The sequence below is a fragment of the Caproicibacter fermentans genome (assembly GCF_014303955.1).
In the GTDB taxonomy this organism is placed as follows: domain Bacteria; phylum Bacillota; class Clostridia; order Oscillospirales; family Acutalibacteraceae; genus Caproicibacter; species Caproicibacter fermentans.
Genome location: NZ_CP060286.1, coordinates 526,564 through 545,469, shown reverse-complemented (window position 1 = coordinate 545,469; position 18,906 = coordinate 526,564). Strand labels below are relative to the sequence as shown.

Annotated in this window: 20 protein-coding genes and 1 pseudogene; 7 read left to right on the top strand and 14 right to left on the bottom strand. The window is 47.7% G+C overall.

Features of this window, described 5'->3' with window-relative positions; all coding sequences use genetic code 11:
• The 5 genes from HCR03_RS02640 to HCR03_RS02620 all read right to left on the bottom strand — a co-directional run bounded on the left by HCR03_RS02640 (position 1) and on the right by HCR03_RS02620 (position 5,336).
• A complete protein-coding gene (locus HCR03_RS02640; protein ID WP_187036572.1) occupies positions 1-747 on the bottom strand; it encodes a DUF6873 family GME fold protein in 747 nt (248 codons plus the stop codon).
• A gap of 2 nt (positions 748-749) precedes the next feature.
• Positions 750-1,934: an ABC transporter permease gene (locus HCR03_RS02635; protein WP_187036571.1), complete on the bottom strand. Its 1,185-nt coding sequence runs from the start codon at positions 1,932-1,934 to the stop codon at positions 750-752.
• The gene (locus HCR03_RS02630) at positions 1,931-2,884 is read right to left on the bottom strand and encodes an efflux RND transporter periplasmic adaptor subunit (protein ID WP_187036570.1); all 954 of its coding nucleotides are present in this window, start codon (positions 2,882-2,884) and stop codon (positions 1,931-1,933) included. Before HCR03_RS02630 ends, HCR03_RS02635 begins: the two co-directional genes overlap by 4 nt.
• A 262-nt stretch (positions 2,885-3,146) precedes the next feature.
• Complete coding sequence (gene radA, locus HCR03_RS02625; RefSeq protein ID WP_066644223.1) at positions 3,147-4,520, bottom strand: DNA repair protein RadA; 1,374 nt, start codon at positions 4,518-4,520, stop codon at positions 3,147-3,149.
• Positions 4,521-4,580: 60 nt separating this feature from the next.
• The gene (locus HCR03_RS02620) at positions 4,581-5,336 is read right to left on the bottom strand and encodes an N-acetylmuramoyl-L-alanine amidase (protein ID WP_066644224.1); all 756 of its coding nucleotides are present in this window, start codon (positions 5,334-5,336) and stop codon (positions 4,581-4,583) included.
• A 503-nt stretch (positions 5,337-5,839) separates the two neighbouring features.
• Between HCR03_RS02620 and HCR03_RS20445 the strand changes: the two genes are divergently transcribed.
• The 6 genes and pseudogenes from HCR03_RS20445 (at position 5,840) to eda (ending at position 9,833) form a co-directional block, all read left to right on the top strand.
• A complete protein-coding gene (locus HCR03_RS20445; protein ID WP_407926829.1) occupies positions 5,840-6,100 on the top strand; it encodes a TRAP transporter large permease subunit in 261 nt (86 codons plus the stop codon).
• Positions 6,101-6,114: 14 nt separating this feature from the next.
• On the top strand, positions 6,115-6,483 hold the full coding sequence (locus HCR03_RS02610; RefSeq protein WP_066650415.1) for a VOC family protein: 369 nt from the start codon (positions 6,115-6,117) through the stop codon (positions 6,481-6,483).
• Positions 6,484-6,519: 36 nt separating this feature from the next.
• A pseudogene (gene kduI / locus HCR03_RS02605) lies at positions 6,520-7,363 on the top strand (5-dehydro-4-deoxy-D-glucuronate isomerase).
• 36 nt (positions 7,364-7,399) lie between these two features.
• Complete coding sequence (locus HCR03_RS02600) at positions 7,400-8,200, top strand: gluconate 5-dehydrogenase (protein WP_187036569.1); 801 nt, start codon at positions 7,400-7,402, stop codon at positions 8,198-8,200.
• 26 nt (positions 8,201-8,226) lie between these two features.
• Complete coding sequence (locus tag HCR03_RS02595; RefSeq protein WP_187036567.1) at positions 8,227-9,180, top strand: sugar kinase; 954 nt, start codon at positions 8,227-8,229, stop codon at positions 9,178-9,180.
• 17 nt (positions 9,181-9,197) lie between these two features.
• On the top strand, positions 9,198-9,833 hold the full coding sequence (gene eda / locus HCR03_RS02590) for a bifunctional 4-hydroxy-2-oxoglutarate aldolase/2-dehydro-3-deoxy-phosphogluconate aldolase (protein ID WP_187036566.1): 636 nt from the start codon (positions 9,198-9,200) through the stop codon (positions 9,831-9,833).
• Between the two features lie 109 nt (positions 9,834-9,942).
• Here the strand turns inward: eda and HCR03_RS02585 are convergent, their stop codons facing one another.
• The 9 genes from HCR03_RS02585 to HCR03_RS02545 all read right to left on the bottom strand — a co-directional run bounded on the left by HCR03_RS02585 (position 9,943) and on the right by HCR03_RS02545 (position 18,186).
• On the bottom strand, positions 9,943-10,371 hold the full coding sequence (locus tag HCR03_RS02585; protein ID WP_187036563.1) for a secondary thiamine-phosphate synthase enzyme YjbQ: 429 nt from the start codon (positions 10,369-10,371) through the stop codon (positions 9,943-9,945).
• Positions 10,337-11,230 carry an amidohydrolase family protein gene (locus HCR03_RS02580; RefSeq protein ID WP_187036561.1) on the bottom strand — a complete coding sequence of 298 codons (894 nt, stop codon included), beginning with the start codon at positions 11,228-11,230 and terminating at the stop codon, positions 10,337-10,339. Before HCR03_RS02580 ends, HCR03_RS02585 begins: the two co-directional genes overlap by 35 nt.
• Before the next feature lie 36 nt (positions 11,231-11,266).
• Positions 11,267-12,067 carry a fructoselysine 6-kinase gene (gene frlD / locus HCR03_RS02575; RefSeq protein WP_187036559.1) on the bottom strand — a complete coding sequence of 267 codons (801 nt, stop codon included), beginning with the start codon at positions 12,065-12,067 and terminating at the stop codon, positions 11,267-11,269.
• Between the two features lie 19 nt (positions 12,068-12,086).
• A complete protein-coding gene (locus tag HCR03_RS02570; RefSeq protein ID WP_187036557.1) occupies positions 12,087-12,953 on the bottom strand; it encodes a PfkB family carbohydrate kinase in 867 nt (288 codons plus the stop codon).
• A gap of 27 nt (positions 12,954-12,980) precedes the next feature.
• Positions 12,981-13,949 carry an SIS domain-containing protein gene (locus tag HCR03_RS02565; RefSeq protein ID WP_187036555.1) on the bottom strand — a complete coding sequence of 323 codons (969 nt, stop codon included), beginning with the start codon at positions 13,947-13,949 and terminating at the stop codon, positions 12,981-12,983.
• 32 nt (positions 13,950-13,981) lie between these two features.
• On the bottom strand, positions 13,982-14,824 hold the full coding sequence (locus tag HCR03_RS02560) for a sugar phosphate isomerase/epimerase family protein (RefSeq protein ID WP_187036554.1): 843 nt from the start codon (positions 14,822-14,824) through the stop codon (positions 13,982-13,984).
• A gap of 15 nt (positions 14,825-14,839) precedes the next feature.
• Entirely contained in the window at positions 14,840-15,676 is an 837-nt protein-coding gene (locus HCR03_RS02555; RefSeq protein ID WP_066650437.1) for a sugar phosphate isomerase/epimerase family protein, read from the bottom strand.
• Between the two features lie 59 nt (positions 15,677-15,735).
• Entirely contained in the window at positions 15,736-17,289 is a 1,554-nt protein-coding gene (locus HCR03_RS02550; RefSeq protein WP_207708888.1) for an amidohydrolase, read from the bottom strand.
• 162 nt (positions 17,290-17,451) lie between these two features.
• Positions 17,452-18,186, bottom strand: coding sequence for a GntR family transcriptional regulator (locus tag HCR03_RS02545; protein WP_187036551.1), 735 nt, complete (start codon positions 18,184-18,186; stop codon positions 17,452-17,454).
• A gap of 349 nt (positions 18,187-18,535) precedes the next feature.
• Here HCR03_RS02545 and HCR03_RS02540 point away from each other — a divergent pair, with 349 nt between their 5' ends.
• Positions 18,536-18,862: a hypothetical protein gene (locus tag HCR03_RS02540; protein ID WP_187036549.1), complete on the top strand. Its 327-nt coding sequence runs from the start codon at positions 18,536-18,538 to the stop codon at positions 18,860-18,862.
• The last annotated feature ends 44 nt before the right edge of the window (positions 18,863-18,906 follow it).

The following is an 18,906-nucleotide window of genomic DNA, read 5'->3' as shown; positions in this document are numbered from 1 at the left end:
CTACCGTTCCATCAGAGGGATAATTCCTCCGACGTCTAAAAGAGGTCCGTCGTAGAGAGAAATGATTTCAATTTTTCTACAGTCAAGAAATTCTTTGATTTTTTGGTAATCCGGATGATAAACTGGATTGCCGGCAAATGCTATTTTTCTTTTTCCGATCAGACCGCAGGCTCCGCCCAAAAAGCCATAAGGAAATCCCGCGAGTTTAATGAATCCAGGCTGAATTTTCAGTACGCTGAAACCGGCCTTCAATGCTGCCGCCTGGATTCCGCAATCCGCTGTAATAATGGATTTTTCGTCTGCTATCGCTACCGAGCATTTTGCGTATCCCTGTCTGACGTCAACAAATTTTATATTTTCTTTATTTAAATAATACAAAAGATTCGGATCGATAATTTTTTTATTTGCAATTAGAAATTTTCCGATGCGGGCCGCATTTAAAGCGCAGTCCTTCGGATAAGGACTTTCGATCATGAAAGCTGATTCCGCAATGCGAAATCCGTAATTTTCTAATGCCAATTTCAGGGATTCTTCCCCTTTTGCCGCAATGATTCGGTTAGCTCCCAAAGGCTGGCACAACAGGTCCGCGTGGCTCTGTACCGGGGGCTCAAGAAACTTTGCCGGTTGCACGGGAATTACTTTGACACCAAGACCGGTTAGCCCCGACAGAATACCGGGATATGTATGGGAGACGGCTGCCAAAACGACGTCCGACTCCGGAAGATTCGGGATTTTCAGAAAACGCATGATTACTCCTGCCTCAATGCGTCTACCGGTTTCAAACATGCTGCCTTATAAGCCGGATAAACGCCGAAAATAATACCGGTAAGAACAGAAAAACCTGTTGCCAGTAAAATAATGTCCGTTCGGATGCTGAGTATTACATGAAGGTAGGATGCCCCGGCGAAAGAGACTAAATACCCAACCCCTATTCCAAGAATGCAACCGATTACGGAAATCAGCGCGGCTTCAAACAAGAATTCCAGCATAATAGCTCCACGGGTAGCGCCCAGCGCCTTTTTAATGCCTATCTCCCTGGTCCTTTCGTTTACCGACACAAGCATTACCGTCATAATGCTCAGGCTTGCGACCAGTAATGATATGGAACCCACCGCGGACAGAATTAATGTTACAAGATCGAGAATCTGTATTAACCCGTCTTTTTGCTTTGCAAGGTTATTGGAAACGAACGCGTCTTCAGTACCATTGCTGGCGTCTAAATTACTGACAATCATCTTCCCCACATTTTCAGCGCTATCCCCCGCTTTGATTTTAACCGCTATCTCGTCGAAATCGCTGCGGCCGGCTGAAGCCTGGACGGTCGTATAAGGAACATATACAAATGTAGGAATATAATCGCCGATCAGATTCTGCAAAAGGCCGGTTCCGGTCTTGACCACACCAACGACGGTAAATGCCTGCTCAATACCGCCGCATTGAAAAGAAATACTTTTGCCTATGATGTTGCTTCTTTGGTAAGCGCTTCTGGAAAATTCTTCGTCCACCAAACAAACGTTTGCACAGGTATTGACATCTCTCTTATTGAATAGACGGCCATAAAGAACCTTTACGGAAATGATATCGCTTGCCTTGGTGTCAATGCCCCAAAGCAATGCGGTTGTGGTGCCTTTCCGAAGGGTAATATTGGTGTTTTCCACAAGAATTGGGGAAGCCTGCTGAACCTGACTGATTTTTCGAATCGAATTTAAATCTCCTGAGGTAAGCGAGACGTTCTTTCCCTTTTTTGTGGTAATCGACAAGCCGCTGAGTCCGAGACTGTCCAGCTCGGAGTTTAAGGAATTTGTTCCGCACTGACTGATACTGGCAACGATAATTACGGAAGAAACTCCGATCACGATGCCCAATATGGTCAAAAAGGTTCTGGCGCTTTTTCGTCCCAGATTCCGGAAAGCAGATTTCAGGTAATCAATCACGGCGCATTCACCGCCTTGCTCATGACAGGTACGACATGTTCGCCTTCCGTAAGATTTTCCGCATCCGTTACAATACAATCCCCTTTGGAAACGCCGGATATGATTTCGAAGCCGCTGTCAAATTCTCGTCCGGTTTTCACGGGAGTTTTTACCGTTCTGCCGCCGGAAACACACAGCACATATTCGTTTCCGTTATCATCAGCCTGAACGGCGCTGTATGGCGCGACCAGAACGGAGGAATCATTGGAAGTTATGATTTTTGCCTTTGCTGTAAATCCGGGTTTAATGTCTTCTTTCGGATTGTCTACGCTGACCAGAACCTCAACAACGGTATTCTGCCCGGAGGCAGTCTGCATCTGCTTGGCTTCACTCGATATTTCCTTTACTGTTCCGGAATAACAGGAATTCTTAAACCCAACGCCGCTTATTTCCGCTTTCTGACCCGTTTTAATGTCGGCAATCTGTGACTCGTTCACACTCAAACGGACCTGCAGCGCAGACGAGTCTTGAATCGTAACCGCAGGCTTTGTGGAATCAATATAATAGCCGGTATCCGGTACAGAGATGCAAGCCACCGTACCGCTGACGGGAGCTAATAATGTTTGCGTTTTTAGTTGAGTCATCTGTTCGTCGGAGACGTAGGGAGAATACGTTTCATACGCTGAATCCGCTGCTGAGGTTGCCGTTACCACCATTAAGGCCTGCCCTTTTTCAACCTGCTGGCCCGTTTTCACATAGATTTTTTTTGAAATGGAATTGGCCGGCGCATATACGTTTCCGTCGGAGATCTCTTCCACTTTTCCTGTACAGGTAATAGACTCGACTTGTGATTCCGGTTCCAGTTTGATTACGTCAATCTTCAAAATGGAATTTTTGATGACATTGCCGGCTGTAAAAATAGCAGCTGCAGCAATGAGCGTAAAAGCGAAAAGCATTACAAAACGTTTCATTTTCATTCCCCCATCTCAGGTTATTTTGTGAGGAGAGATGAAAATTATAACGTCCTGCAGAAAAGTTGCCTTGAATAAATTTTTTTTAAACTCAACACAATACTGTTGAGGTGATTTTTCATGAGCATCATTCAATGTGATGTAGACTGCATCTATCAGCGTGACGGTTACTGTACCCTGGAAACGCCATCAGCCATCACAAACTACACCGGCGACGGGTGCGTGCACTGTATCAAAGTGACTCCCCGCTCTCCGGACGATATCATTCAATCGCGGCCTCAAACGCCTCCCTCACATTTTTGACGCCAATCAGCTGGATTCCGCTCCATTTGTTACGGATTCTGTTCAGACTGTGATATGGAAGAATGCAGGATTCAAATCCCAGGCGTTTTGCTTCACTGATGCGGGCGTCGCTATGCGTAACGGAACGTAATTCGCCCGCAAGTCCAATTTCGCCGAATACGATTGCGGAATCGTTGAGCGGCTTATTTTTCAGGCTTGAAACAAGAGCAAGCGCGACTGCAAGATCGCAGGCCGGTTCATCCAATCTTAATCCTCCCACGACGTTTACATAAGCGTCAAGATTCGAAAAATAGTATCCGGCCCGTTTTTCAAGGACTGCAAGCAGGAGAGACATTCGGTTATAGTCAAAGCCGGTAGCCATACGGCGGGGGGTTCCATAACCGGAAGTTGTCGCTAATCCCTGAATTTCAGCTAAGATCGGCCGCGACCCTTCCATCACGCAGGTGACACAGGTGCCGGAAACATGACTAGGCCGGCCTGACAGCATTGCTTTTGACGGGTTGTCCACCGGGTGGAGCCCGTCTTCCTCCATCTCGAAGACACCGATTTCATTTGTGGAGCCGTAACGGTTTTTAATCGCCCGAAGCATTCTGTATGACATTTGCCGATCACCCTCAAAGTAAAGAACCGCGTCGACAATATGCTCCAGAACCTTAGGCCCCGCGATGGCTCCGTCTTTGTTGACGTGACCGACAATGATAACCGGAATTTCCAGTGTTTTGGCCGCACGCATAATTGCATTCGTACATTCTCTTACCTGTGTTACGCTTCCCGGGGAAGAATTTAAATCCGTAAAATTCATTGTTTGAATCGAATCGATCATGACAAGGTCCGGTTTTTGTTCACGGACCTGTTCTATAATCGCCTGAATGTCCGTTTCGGTCAATATGTAAAGATTTTCACAGGTAACCCCAAGCCGTTCCGCGCGGAGTTTGATCTGACGCCCTGATTCTTCTCCTGAAACATAAAGAATTTTCAGGGATTGCCCCAAATACTGACAAATTTGAAGAAGAATGGTTGATTTCCCGATACCCGGTTCCCCGCCGACTAGAATCAGCGAACCCTTTACGATTCCGCCCCCCAGCACACGGTCCAGTTCACTCATTCCCGTATGATACCTTTCTTCTTCGGATGCGGAAAGCGCGCAAAGAGCGACTGCCTGAGGAAGGGATCTCCTTAATCCGCTCTGACCGACCGCTTTTTTCGTAACGGGCTGCACTACCTCTTCGGTCATTGTATTCCATTGGCCGCAGCCGGGACATTTTCCGTACCATTTGGGAGATTCCAAACCACATTCCGAGCAAACATAAACACTCTTGATTTTTCCGCCCATCTTCCCCATCCTGTCGTTTTAATATTATTGTATTCATTATATTCGACTGTTTCTGATAATTCAAGAAGGTTGCCGAATCCCGGAACAATAGTCTAAAAAGCCGCTGTAAATTGCAAAAGCGATTTTTTTCTGGTAAACAGGATCCTTCAGCTTGGTTTCTTCCTCCGCGTTTGATAAAAAACCGCACTCGACCAGAACAGCGGGAACTTTCGCCTCCCATAACAAAAAAATGGAACTTGTTGCCGGTTTTGCCTGTCTTTTGTTATCTTTCTGCAATAATTCCATTACTTTGGCACGAAGATCTTCCGCAAGGGGCTTGCTTTCCGCATTATTCTTTGAATAGAAAATTTGGGTGCCGTTATATTGGCTTTGAGTAAAATAGTTTTGGTGAATGCTGATAAAAATACAGTTTCCCTGCTTTTGCAGAATTTTTAACCTTTCATGCATATCGCTTACTTTTCTCTCACGGATGGTTCCGAGAGTATTGTCACCGATCGAGGTATCGCTTGTTCGAGTCATAACAACATGATAACCTGAAACGGTTAGAAGCTGCTCCAGATCCTTTGAAATTGACAGGTTAATCTCTTTTTCAGGGATTCCGGAACTGCCGGAGGCTCCTCCGTCTTCCCCGCCGTGGCCCGCGTCAATTACCACGGTCTTCGGCGCCTGGCTGCTTTCAAGCGTAGAGGCGATTTGGTCGATTCGGCGATAGGAGAGAAACGATAGCATTAAAAATGCAATGCAGCAAATAATTAATACAAACACAGGGATGGTATTACTCCAGAAATTATTCTTTAATTTGCTCAAAATGATCACCCCGTGTCATATTTATATGCGGAGCTTGATTTATGTTATGCTTTCTTGTTTGTCGCCCAAAGGTCTGAATGCTTGAAAAGAAAACAGAAAAATGGCCGGCTTATTTATTGTAAATAATACTAAAATTAGGGCAATATGTTTCAAAACGATTGACAAATCCAAAATGATGAGGTAGGATGAATTTGTGTTCGAGGTAGGATAAATTTTAGTTAACAAAATGTAAAAATGTAACCTGAATAAATCAGGCTTTTTTTTCGGGCTTTTTATTTACCGATTTCGTATAACGGTTAACTGGTAAAATAACTATATTTTTATTGATGCTTTTGGTGCGTCATTACAAGATTCTTACCCATCGCTTGCATGTTTATCTCAAACCAATAATGTTACCAACATGCTTTTCGGTGCCATTTCAGGTTCCGGTGTTGCCGCCGCAGCGGCTATGGGCGGCATATTAGGACCACTCGAGGAAAAGAAGTGTTTATTCCAAGGAGTTTTCGGCAGACGTGAATATCGCTTCCGGCCCGACCGGCATGATGATTCCCCCCAGCAACCGGATGATTGTTTATTCAGTTGTCGCCGGTTCCATGTCAATTGTCGCCGTGTTCATGGCGGGATCTATTCCCGGTATTTCATGTGGCATTGGTTGCATAATCCCGGTTGCCTTTATGGCAAAGAGACGCCCTATGTTAATTATGAACGTCATTAGGCAGAATTCCGCGCTGTCATTCCAATTGACGGCGGTTACCTTGCAAAATAAAGCTTGAAAGGAGGCTGAAAAATGGATAGAACTGATGGGAAGGATTTTGGCTTCGAAGTTGCTCACATTGGCATTAACCAGGACAACGAAGAGGAAGCAAAGAAAACCGCACAGTTGCTCTGCAATCTGTTCGGATTTGAGAGTCGGAATACCCCGGGTTCCATTTTTGCTAATGAGCAATTTGAAATCATGAAAACGAAATTCCTGGGTCGATATGGGCACATTGCAATCCGTACAACCGATATTAACCGTGCGAAGGAGTATCTGGAATCCAAGGGAATCGCATTCAATGAAGAGTCTGCAAGTCGCAATGAGAAAGGCAATCTGGGCGCTATTTACTTCCAGAATGAGATCGCGGGATTTGCCTTTCATCTGTTGCAGAAAAAATAAACAGGTTCGAATTTTCGAATCGGAAAAGGAGTTACTATGGATATTCGGTATTCTGCCAATCAGCGTGATTTCAAACGCTATACCACCGAGGAGATCCGTCAGGAATTCCTGATAGAAAACCTTTATCGTGAGGATGAAGTGGTTGCTGTTTACTCACATGTGGACAGAATGGTTACATTGGGCTGCATGCCTGTAAACGAAACGGTTTCTATTGACAAAGGCATTGATTGCTGGAAAAATTTTGGAACGCACTATTTTCTTGAACGCCGTGAGATCGGTGTTTTCAACATCGGCGGCCCTGGTGAAATCACTGCGGATGAAACCAGCTACCCTATGGGATTTGAGGATTGCCTCTATGTGACCATGAAAACCCAAAAAGTAACCTTTAAAAGCAACAACCCCTCAGAAACCCGCAAAGTTCTATATGGTATCCGCACCGGCTCACAAGCCCTGTAAAACTACTTTTATCTCTATTGCGGATGCAAATAAGCGTCCGGTTGGTTCTTCTGAAACCAGCAATAAACGGGTCATCAACCAGTTTATTCATCCTGATGTCCTTGAGACCTGTCAGCTTTCCATGGGACTTACTTGCTTAAACTCGGGGAGTGTTTGGAATACCATGCCGGCGCATACCCACGAACGCCGCATGGAGGTTTACACTTACTTCAATATTCCGAAAGGCAACGTCGTATTTCACATGATGGGAGAAGGCAAAGAAACAAGGCACATCGTGATGCAGAATGAACAGGCTGTTATCAGCCCTTCCTGGAGCATCCACGCAGGCTGCGGAACGACTAATTATCATTTTATCTGGGCCATGGGTGGAGAAAACAAGGCTTTTGACGACATGGATGAAATCCCGATTCAGGAAATGCGCTGAAGTTGCAATTTAATTGAAAAGAAAGAAGGTATAACCATGGTTGATAACAACAGTTTTCGTTTGGATGGAAAAGTTGCCCTTATCACCGGTGCCTCTTATGGGATTGGCTTCGCCATTGCTTGCGCATATGCCAACATGGGAGCCACAATTGTTTTTAACGATATTAAGCAGGAACTGGTAGAGAAAGGCCTTGATTCCTATCAGAAGCTGGGAATCAAGGCTCATGGTTATGTGTGCGATGTTACAAATGAAGCTCAGGTCCAGGAACTGATAAAGAGAATCACGGAAGAGGTTGGCGTGATTGACATCTTAGTGAATAACGCCGGGATTATTAAACGAATCCCGATGCTTGACATGACTGCCGATGAGTTCCGACAGGTTGTGGATGTCGATCTGAACGCACCCTTCATCGTTTCCAAAGCGGTAATCCCGGGAATGATCAAAAAAGGTCATGGAAAGATTATTAATATTTGCTCCATGATGAGTGAATTGGGCCGTGAGACGGTTTCCGCATATGCGGCTGCCAAAGGCGGCCTGAAAATGCTGACAAGAAACATCTGCTCGGAATACGGCGAGCACAATATCCAGTGCAACGGCATTGGACCCGGTTATATTGCAACGCCGCAGACCGCTCCCCTGCGTGAGCGCCAGCCCGACGGTTCCCGCCATCCTTTCGATCAGTTTATCGTTGCCAAAACTCCTGCTGCAAGATGGGGCACAACCGATGACCTGATGGGACCGGCTGTATTTCTTGCCAGCGAAGCTTCCAATTTCGTCAACGGCCATGTGCTTTACGTTGACGGTGGCATACTGGCTTATATTGGAAAACAGCCATAATCTAATATATGAAGGAGAATTCTTCCATGAAGAATAAAATCATGCTGGTCGGGGAGCCGATGGCTCTGTTCATCGCTGAAGAAGAGGCCCTTCTTGAAGATGTTCGCCACTACTCCACCTCCGTGGCCGGCGCCGAATTTAATGTAGCCGTCGGATTGGCCCGCCTGGGGCATCCGGTTGGCTACCTGACCAAGCTTGGCAGCGATCCGTTTGGCCGCCGGATCGTTAAAGTGATGAATCGCAATTCCATTAACACTTCCATGGTGATGAAAAGCAAGGATCATGCCACCGGATTTATGCTGAAAAGCAAAACAAGCCACGGCGATCCGGATATTTATTATTATCGGAAAAATTCCGCTGCTTCAACGATTTGTCCGGAGGACCTGAATGGACTTGACCTTTCGGAATATTGTGCATTGCATATGACCGGCATCCTTCCCGCGCTTTCATCTTCCGCGCGGGAAAGTGCCTTTGAATTGATCCGGAAGGCGAGGAACGAGGGCCTAATGGTTTTCTTTGACCCCAATTTACGGTCTCAACTCTGGCCAAGCCGAGAGGTTATGATTCAAACGATCAATAAGCTTGCATCGATGGCGGATTATGTATTGCCGGGTGAAAACGAGGGCGAAGTCCTTTGCGGAACCAGAGACCCGAAGAAAATTGCAGAATTTTACTTATCGCGCGGTGCCAAGGCCGTGATTGTAAAGATCGGTCCCAAGGGCGCTTATGCTGCAACTGAAAAGATCAGCTTCTACTCCCCCGCTTATCCTGCTGAAAAAATCGTAGATACGGTTGGTGCCGGAGACGGGTTTGCGGCGGGTGTTATCAGTGCGTTGACGGAGGGGCTGTCCCTCGAAGAGGCTGTGCGGCGCGCGAACGCGATTGGAACCATTCAGATTATGAATCTCAGCGATAATGAAGGCCTTCCCACTCGCGATGAGCTGGATCGGTTCATGACGAAATATCAGCAGCAAGCTTAGTAAGGAGGAAATTCCTAATGATGGATATGACGCGGATGTTATATAAAATCGGAATCATTCCGGTTATCAAGATGGATTGTATGGAGCATGCTGTTCCGTTGGCAAAAGCCCTGAAGAACGGCGGCCTGCCTGCCGCGGAGATCACGTTTCGAAGTGATGCTGCCGCGGATTCTATCCGTGCAATCACAAAGGAAGTCCCGGAGCTTTTTGTATGCGCCGGAACAGTTTTGACGGTAAAAAATGCAGAACTGGCGGTTGAAGCCGGCGCCAAGGCAATTATAAGCCCCGGTACCAATCTCAGCGTTGTGCGCTGGTGTATTGAAAACAAGATTCCTGTTTTCCCAGGCTGTGCCACACCTACGGAAGTGGAAGCATGTATGCGGGAAGGGCTTTCGGTGGTTAAACTGTTTCCGGCGGAAGTTGTCGGCGGCACTGCCATGTTGAAGGCCCTTTCAGGGCCTTATTCCGGGATGAAATTCATGCCGACCGGCGGAGTAAAGCCGGGGAATGTAAAAGAATACTTATCGCAGAAAAACGTACTTGCATGCGGCGGAACATGGATGGTACCGGAAGATCTTCTAACGGACGGGAAATTCGATGAGATCGAAGCTCTTACAAAAGAGGCTGCCAAACTCCGCGATGAAATTCGCTGAAACGAGGCATTGATTAAAAAAGCGAGGCACATAATCGGAGAAATACCGGTTATGCGCCTCGCTTTATGTACTAAAACTCCCAGTCAGGTAAAAGGAGAGGTTTGCCGGATTACTCCCCCATCACTTCCACAAATACTTTGCGCGCTTGAGGACCATCATATTCTACCAGATAGATTTCCTGTGCACCGCCGCATACAATTTTTCCGTCAATGACCGGGAACAAACAATGATTCCCGGTTAGCGCGCTTTTCAGATGGCCTTGGGAATTATTGCTGGTTGCTCCGTAAGTAGGTAAGAAGTGGGCATGAAGATAAGGCTCGTCCAGAGGCACCAGCTTTTCCATCAGTTCGCTCAGATCCTGCTCCACACACGGCAATGATTCATTCACCATAATTCCCGTGGTGGTATGGGAGGTAATCACGGCCACAAAGCCGTTTTTAATTCCGCTCTTTTCCACAATGCCATGTACCTGCTCGGTAATATTATAGAATTCGGAAACGGCTTTACTCAGATGCCGGATCGTTTTGACCACGACCATTGCGGTTACACCCCTTTCCGGATAAAAAGCGCAGAGCATTTTTGCAGTACAGGTTTTCTCGGGCAAAATCCCGCATGGGCACCTTGTCCAGGGCACGTTTGAGCTTAAAAGCCCGAAACCGCGGTCCGTTGGAGGCGAACATCACCTGTTCCGGAAAACAGCGTTCAAACCACATAGGTCCCATATCTTTTGTGAACAGTTCCATCATCTGTTCCTCGGGCGAATCCACATACAGCAGGGACGTGTCAGTATAGACATTCGGATATTTGATCATCAGCATGGCCATTTCCCGCACCCATGGCCATGCGAAATGAGCAAGACACACCCGCAGATTCGGATGTTTGATCAAGACTTCCTCAAACGCCATGGGGTGACAGTACTTTGTAGGGGTGTTTGGCTCCCAGCTGAGTCCGGAATGGAAAATAACAGGTTTGTTTTCCTGTTCGCAAAGCCTGTAAATCGGTTCCGCCACAGGGTCGTTCGGATAAAATTTTTGTTTTGCGGGGTTCAGCTTCAATCCCTGCAGGCCCTGCTCCTCAAACGCCTTTCGCACGACGTCCACAGCGTCCGAACGATGTGGATCCACACTGGCAAAGCCGATGAATTTATCCGGATTCATACCGCATAGAGCCTCTACCTGATCGTTGTCCACCACCCAGAATCCGGCGGTGGTGGTCAGGTCAAGCGGCAGCAAGGCGGCCTGCGTTATACCGCAAATATCCCATTCGGCAAAAAGCTCTTCAAAGTCCATGGGTCCCTGCTTCCAGACCCCAAAAGCATTTTTACGATTCTCCAGTTCCGCGTCGTCGTTGCAGATCGGTCCATAAAAGATGGGATGAACGTGCATATCTATCAGCATTGAAACTCTTCCTCCCTTCTGCTTTACCTTTCATGTTCAGTACGGCTCGAACTTGGAAACAACCGCGGAGGAAATCTCCGCCCCTTTTTTCATACACTCCGGAATTTCCCAGCCATTGAGAATTCCATAAGTAAAGCCGGCAATGTAGCTGTCCCCCGCCCCGACGGTATTCACAACCTTTGCGGGTACGATCCCATACTCATACAGGTTGGTTCCATCATAACTGATAGACCCAAGCTCCCCCATGGTTGCCGTTACAATCTTTGGCCCATAGGAATGAATTTGTTTTACCCAATTTTTGATATGTTCGTCTTTTTTTCCGTCGTATGAAAGAAATACATAATCCACATAGGGAAAGATTTTTTCGCACTGAAACTCCGGGTCTTCGCTGAAGACGGAAAAGTCCATTACGATCCGGACTCCGTGAGCCTTCCAGTCAGGAAGGCGGTCAAGCACTTTCCCGAAAAGATCGGTGTGCAGCATGGTATGCCGGCTCACAAACTCGAATTCGTCCTCCGTGATCGCATAATCGGCCATAACTCCTTCAATCTCTTTCAGATGTACCCGGTCCGTACCGTTCTTCAGGTCCATCATCATTTTGCAAGTGTCGCCCTGCTCCATACGAAGATGGCTGATATCTATTTTTTCGGCGGCCAGAGCCTGCTTCATCTTTTCCCCGTAGCTGTCGGTTCCTACGACGCTTACTACGCTCACAGGAACTCCCATGCGCGCCAAATGCACGCCCCAGTCTACGCCGTTGCCCGTGGGATAGAATTGATTCAGCTTTTCATAAACGTCCGCGCAGCAGAATCCTACCGCCGCAACTGTCTGATTCATGGTTTCATCTCCCAATGATTCATTCGTAAGTCTTTCCATGTCCCCAACTCCCTGCAAGTCCGCAGGTTTCGGATGCAAATCCCGCGGCAAAGGACAGGCAGTCTTGTATGACCGAGGGCCCGGACCCGCCGGCCTTTTGGGCGGCGAGATAGGTCACCAAAAAAGCGGCGATCAGGCTGTCTCCGGCCGCCATGGTATCTACCAGATGTTCCACCGGTTTGATGCCCTGAGTATAGAACTGACTGTCGTCGAGGGCGACGCAGCCTTCGTCTCCACGCGAAGCGCATACGAATTTCGGCCCCAAAGCCTTGACTTTTTCCAGCTTTTTATAGGTTTCTTCGGGCGTCAAATCCCCGCAGGACATAAAGGCGTAGTCCACCAGCGGGGCGATTTCCTCGAAGTATTCGTCGGTTGAGTCATCGGAAAAGTCAAAGCTGATCGGAACGCCGCTTGCCTTGATTTTGGGAAGCTCCCGCTCAGTAAAGCAGTAATTCCCGGTATGGACCAGATCGAAACCCTTGACATATTCGAGGGCGAACCGATCGATCACATAGCGCATGTCTCCCCGGATGCCGCCCGCGTTGGACCCGAGAAAGATTCTGTCTCCGTTGTCCGGATTCACCGTAACCCGCGCCGCGCCGTTTTCTCCGACGACCTGCTGGCAGCGGATCATCTCCACTTCTTCCTGCCGTAAAGAAGCGATGACGTGTTCGGCGGCTTCGTCCGACCCGAAAATGCCCATGTAGGCGCTGCGTTCAGCCCCAAGCTTTTTGGCGAACACGGCAAAGTTTACCGCGTTTCCGCCCGGATACATGATTTTCATATGCTCATATTTGTCCACGACATTGTCTCCAAAGCCAAGGACACGAACAGGATAATTCGGCATGATGGACGTCTCCTTCTTTAAAATAGATTAATAATTTTCAATGCCCATATAACGGCGGATTTCAGGCGAGTGGTTGAATCGTTTGCCGCGGGCGGCCCGCAGTTCCACATTCATCGCGTAAAACAGCGCGGGTTCCAGGTAGGCGCGGACGCCTGCATCAATATCCCCCATGCCATATTCCATGGCATCCAACACCATCAGCCGGTCCGTATGGGTTTTCAAGAAGGACAGGGCGCGTTCATCCATTACGCGGCTCTGGCTTGACGACATCTGCAGGAAATAGAAAACGCCTTTTTCAGTGCACTCAAAGGGACCGTGAAAATATTCGGCGGAGTGTAAATAGCAGCAATTCTGACGCTGCATTTCCATCAGGCTGCAGATGGCAAAACCATAAGTCTGACTGAAGGCGGCTCCGGAACCTAAAATATAAAAGAATTCATTTTCCTGACACCGGTCCGCGAATTTTTCACCCAGCTCTTTGTTCACCTTGCTTTTGGCTTTTTCAATGATCCCGTCAATTTTTTTAAGGCCGTCCATCAAAGCGTCGTATTTTGGAAAACTTTCCTGCGCTTTGATCAGCTCCGCAGCCAGCGCGGGGCAAATCCCGAGCGGGACCTCTGCGGTGGGCACATGATCTCCCCAAGGATACACCCAGGTGATGAACCGGGGGTCATCCACCTTGGAACCGGTTTTGTCCGTAAGGGTTACCACGGCGGCACCCTTTTCATACGCGAGAACGGCGGCATCCATGGCCTCCTGCGTATTGCCGGAGTGACTGCACACGATCACCATGCTGTGTTTTTCAAGCTTTTTGGGCGGGGTTACCGTAAACTCTTTCGCGGTGTACCAGCCGGAGAAGGTTTTCTCACTTTCGGCATTCACCAAATAATGGGAAGGATACAGGTCGATCAGGCTCCCACCGCATGCTGCCCAATAGATTTCGGTGATTTCTCCGTGTTCGGCCAATACTTTCCTGATTACTTCATTCGTTTTCATGCTATGATATCTCCTTTAGAATGATATTTAACTTAGTCTTCCATATAGCGTTCAAAGTTTTGCATATTTCTTCTGTCTGCGGCCGCGGGGTCCAGAAAATACCGGCCGTCGGTGATTTCCTGCCCAAGATACCCCTGGTAGCCGCGCCGGTTCAGGGCCTCGATAAACTTGCCGAGATGGTGGTTGCCGTCTCCCCAGACCAGGTGGCCATAGGGAGTCCCGTCGATAAAATGCATGTGGCGCACGTCGTTTCCCAGGGCGTCAAACCACTGATCCAACGTTTCGTTGGCAACTCCCATGGCGCAGGTGTCCACCATCGCCTTCAGATTGGGATGGCCGACCTGATCCAGCATCTTTTTCGCGCTTTCCAAATTAATAACCAGCTGGCTTTCTTCCGGCCGGACCGCCTCCATTACAAGCGTGATTCCCTCCCCGGCAGCCACTTCAGCCAACCGGTGGAGCATATCGGCACTGCGTTGCCAAGCCTCCGTTTTGTCTTCATTCCAGTATCCCCAGCCGGAGTTTACCTCCATATAGTCGCATCCTAATTCATTGGCGAGCCGTATGCCGTTTGAAAAATACTGGAACGACCGTTCCCGATGTTCCTTTTCTTTCGCTGCAAACTGATAAGGATAAGTGCAGTTTTCCGGAGTTAGCACATGAACGGAAAGATCTCTTCGGCTGATTTTGCGTGCGATTTCTTTGGCGTCATAGTACCGCATGTGATCCAGCCATACATGCGGCGCCGCGCACCAGAGCTCGATGCTTTTAAAGCCGCAGCGCTGCTGTGAATCAAGAAAATAATCCAGCGAATAATTGACATAATGAATGTTCATGCCGGCGACTTGCTCGCGGCGAATCTTTGGAGCTGCCATGGTCGTTTCCTCCCTTCAATCTGTGAAATAAGGCTCAAACGCTTTGAAATTACGGAGATCCGCTTCAGCGGGATCATCGAAATATCGGCCGTCCGTAATTTCCTGGCCCAGCAGTCCTTCATACCCGAATTCATTCAGCACATCCAGGTAACTTTCAAGCGGATACAGACCGTCTCCCCAAACCAGATGCCCATAAGGCCGGCCGTCAATGAAATGGCAGTGAACAATTTCGCCGCCAAGACTTTGAAACCACTGTCGAGGTGTTTCGCCGGCCACACCCATGGCAACGGTATCAAGTCCGGCTTTCACTTGGGGGCTGCTAACATCTTTCAGTATTCTCACGAGTTCCGGCATCGTTGTACACAGGCGGCTCTCTTCAGGGCGTACGGTCTCAACGGCAATCGTAACGTCATAATCGGCCGCGGTTTTAGAAAGAAGAGACAGGCTGCGGACAGCCCGGTCGTAGGAACGGCCGTATTCCTCATCGAAAGGAGCGCCGATGCAGTTTGTAAGAAGCTTCTCGGCTCCCATTTTTGAGGCCGCCTCGATTCCCCGTTTAAAATACTCCATACTCCTGTCGTGGAATCCCCCCTCCGGCGCGCACATGGTGTAATAATACACAGCGCATTCCGGTGTAAAACAGCCGATTTTCATACCGCGCCCTTCCACTTTTCGGCGAATCTCGGCGGGATCCTGATATCCGGCTTCATCCATCAGGTAATGGGGTGCCATGCCCAGCAGTTCAATGGTTTTGTACCCTGCTTTCGCCTGATGGTCCAGCATGTAATCCAGCGGAAAATATACGTAGTGAATTCCTATTGCCGCGAGTTGTTCTCGTTTTACATGAGCCATAAAGTAGGAACCTCCTTTTTCGGTAAATATTCGGAATCGTTTGATCAAGGGTTTGTGAATCACAGTGCCTCATACACGATGCGACCGTCCGAAATGGTAAGGTCGACCTTGAAATTACGGATTTCCTCTTCGGAGCGGCGAAATACGTTGCCGCTCAAAACCGCAATATCCGCCAGCTTGCCGGGCTCCAGGGTCCCAAGCCGGTCTTCATTGTAACAGTTATACTGGCCGTTGCGAGTCCATGCGATAAGCATCTCTGCTATTGACAGCATGTTCTGACGGTTGTAGGCGCCTCCGTCGGCAAAGCGGCCGCCGCAGCCGCACCAGATGGACTCCGGCACACTGGGCAGAAGCAGAGGCAGATCGGTACCGCAGGAGACAACCACGCCGCTGTCCCACATTTTGCGCCGGTTCCAATAGTTTACTCCGCGGTCACCGCCTAATTGTCTGTCGATCATGTCCAGCACATCGTTCCGATTGTCCAGTGACTGAATCTGGGCGTATACCTCCGCAATGCCGCCCATGCGTCCGAATTTTTCCAGGTCCGTCGGATTGGAATACTCCAGATCCGTGATCGCATGGCGGTTTTTAAGCCGGCCCCGTTCATCCTTCTGGCAGGTATCAAATAAATTGACCGTGTGGCGGATTGCTCCATCGCCCTGACAATGCAGAGAGTAGCGGAACCCGTTTTCATCGGCAAGATGGGTTTCCTGTTCAATCAGTTCCCATTCCACAGGCACCGTGTTGATGCAGCCCGGATGCGATTTGTATGGTTCGATCAATTCGGCCATGGAGGACGGAACAGAGCGGTCCGTCATTCGGTTGAAACCTGAAAAAGAGACGAAAGGCCCCTGAAAACGCTTTTTCATTGTTTTACCATATTCAATATTTATACCTTCGCCTACCGGCTGGCTCATCATGGAGACTCTCAGCGTCAAAGCGTCTTCTTTTTCCAGCTGATCCATTACATTCGTAAATCCATAGTAATTATCAAAAGACATTTCCTTGATCGTGGTGACTCCCCGCGCGTTCAGCATTGCCATATATTCCTTGTATTTATCTTTCATGCAGGGAAGCTGCAAGTATTCCCGTATCATCTTCCAAGTCATTTCGGCATAGCACTTTTCGGGACCGAAGCCGTAGCATCGGCGAGCCGCGGCATTTATCCAACAATTCCCCCGGTCGGACGTAAAAACAACGACCGGCTTATCGGGCCAAACCCTGTCGAGCAGGTACGGATCGGTCACTTTAAAATGATCCGGCTTCCAGCCATGGCCGAACAAAGCGCTTTCTTTCGGCGCCTCACGCTCAAATTTTTTTAAGGCTGTCACACCCTCGGCATCCGAATAAACTTCGGAAAAATCGGCGCCAAGACTCAACAGGGCCCAGCCTGAAAAAAAAGTATGAACATCCGTAAACCCCGGACAGACCAGCCGATCTCCCAAATCCAACAACTGACTCGCTTTATTTTTCCAAGGACCGCACTCGCTTTTTGGCCCCACCGCGGCGATACGATTTCCTTCAATCGCAACAAAGCCTTTGATCGGCTTTAGATTGGTAGAAGGAAATACGCAGTCCGACAAAAGGAGCAGACAACCTTGACGCTCTTTCACGGAGATCATCACCTTTCTATTTCTTGATGTCATTATAACATGTTATAACGTTATAATACAATATAAAACTTACTAAATATATCTTATATTTTTTATCAATAATAAATAATGACGGCCTGAAAAGGGCCGTCATTCTCAAAAATAAAAGAGGTAAAGTTTGATTTAAAAGTTGAATACAAAACGGCTTCCTACAATATACTGCCGTCCGATCAACAGGGGCTCTTTGTTCTGGTCTAAAAAATACGCATTCATATAGAAGAGAGGATCGCCCGTAATGATATCCAAATAAGTTGCCAGTTCAGTCGAAGCCCGAACAATTTCCAATGTAGTCTGGCTGGTAGACGTCGGCGTTCTGCCGAAGGTGTTTTTCAAATACTTAAACAATGAAGCATCGTTCAACTCATTTGGGTTAAGTGATTTGAACGCGTTATATGGGAAAAAACTGTTTTCAATCATGATGGGCTCACCGTCAGCGGTTCGCACTCGTTGAAGATAGAGAACATTTTCTTCAGAGTCCAAAGAAAAAAAGCGCTTTTCATCTGCTCTCACGGGACAGCGCTGAACAGTAAGCACTTTGGCACCGGGTACCATGCCGCAGGCGCGGCAGGCTTCCGAAAATCCCATGACATCGCCCATCTGTTCAATTTTACGACTCATTTTCCGCGGATTTACAAAGGTACCCTTGCCCTGCTGTTTGACCAGATAGCCTTCCGTGCACAATTCCTCTATCGCTCGGCGCACGGTTATTCTGCTGACGTGATACAGTTCTGAAAGTTCCATCTCGGACAGAATCTTTTCGCCGGGAACATATTCATTATTTAATATTCCAACTTTGATTTCTTCCATTAATTGCTGGTATAAAGGAGTTAAGGAGCCGTCATTCAGATGCGTGCTCATACCAACAACACCTACTTTCTATATGTATAGTTTTACTTATTCTATCGCATTTATAGAAATTGTGCAAGATAAGGAATAATATGCCTAAAATAATTTAATTTTGAGCCGATTTATTAGAAATAAATCATAATAATGTAATAGATGAATATATAACGATATAAAATGTTATATCATGCAGACAGAGATAATTTCTAAGCACGGCCGTTGTAAATTCGGTATATAAACGAAAGGAAGAGTTTTTATGCAGACATGTATTTTATGTAATCAAAAAGCCGTTCGGGAAATTGAACTTTATATCAGAGGAGATAAGCGCTCCTACGCGGTTTGTACGGATTGTATCACAGCGGCTTTGAAAAAAGGACAAATCAGCCTGCTCTTTTTCGCCGCCATGCAGATATGCTGGCTGATGCCTCTTCAAAATGGTTTTCTGTCTCTTTCCGGCCTGTTTGGCACAATGGCCGGTGTATATGGATTCGTGAGACTGATCTTGCTGATGTCTGCACGCGTTTACCTGCGCTTCAGCAAAGAAATGCCGGATTGGATATGGAAGGGAGCAATGGGCAAACTTTATGCACAGGAAGCCGTAGCGAATCAATTAAAGCTTGAACTACAGGAGCAGTGCGTTCAAACGCCGAGGGAGTTTGCACGCAACCCATTCCGTTCTCCTGCAAATTGACGAATTTTCAGAAATAAATTTGTAATGATAGACAAAATATATTT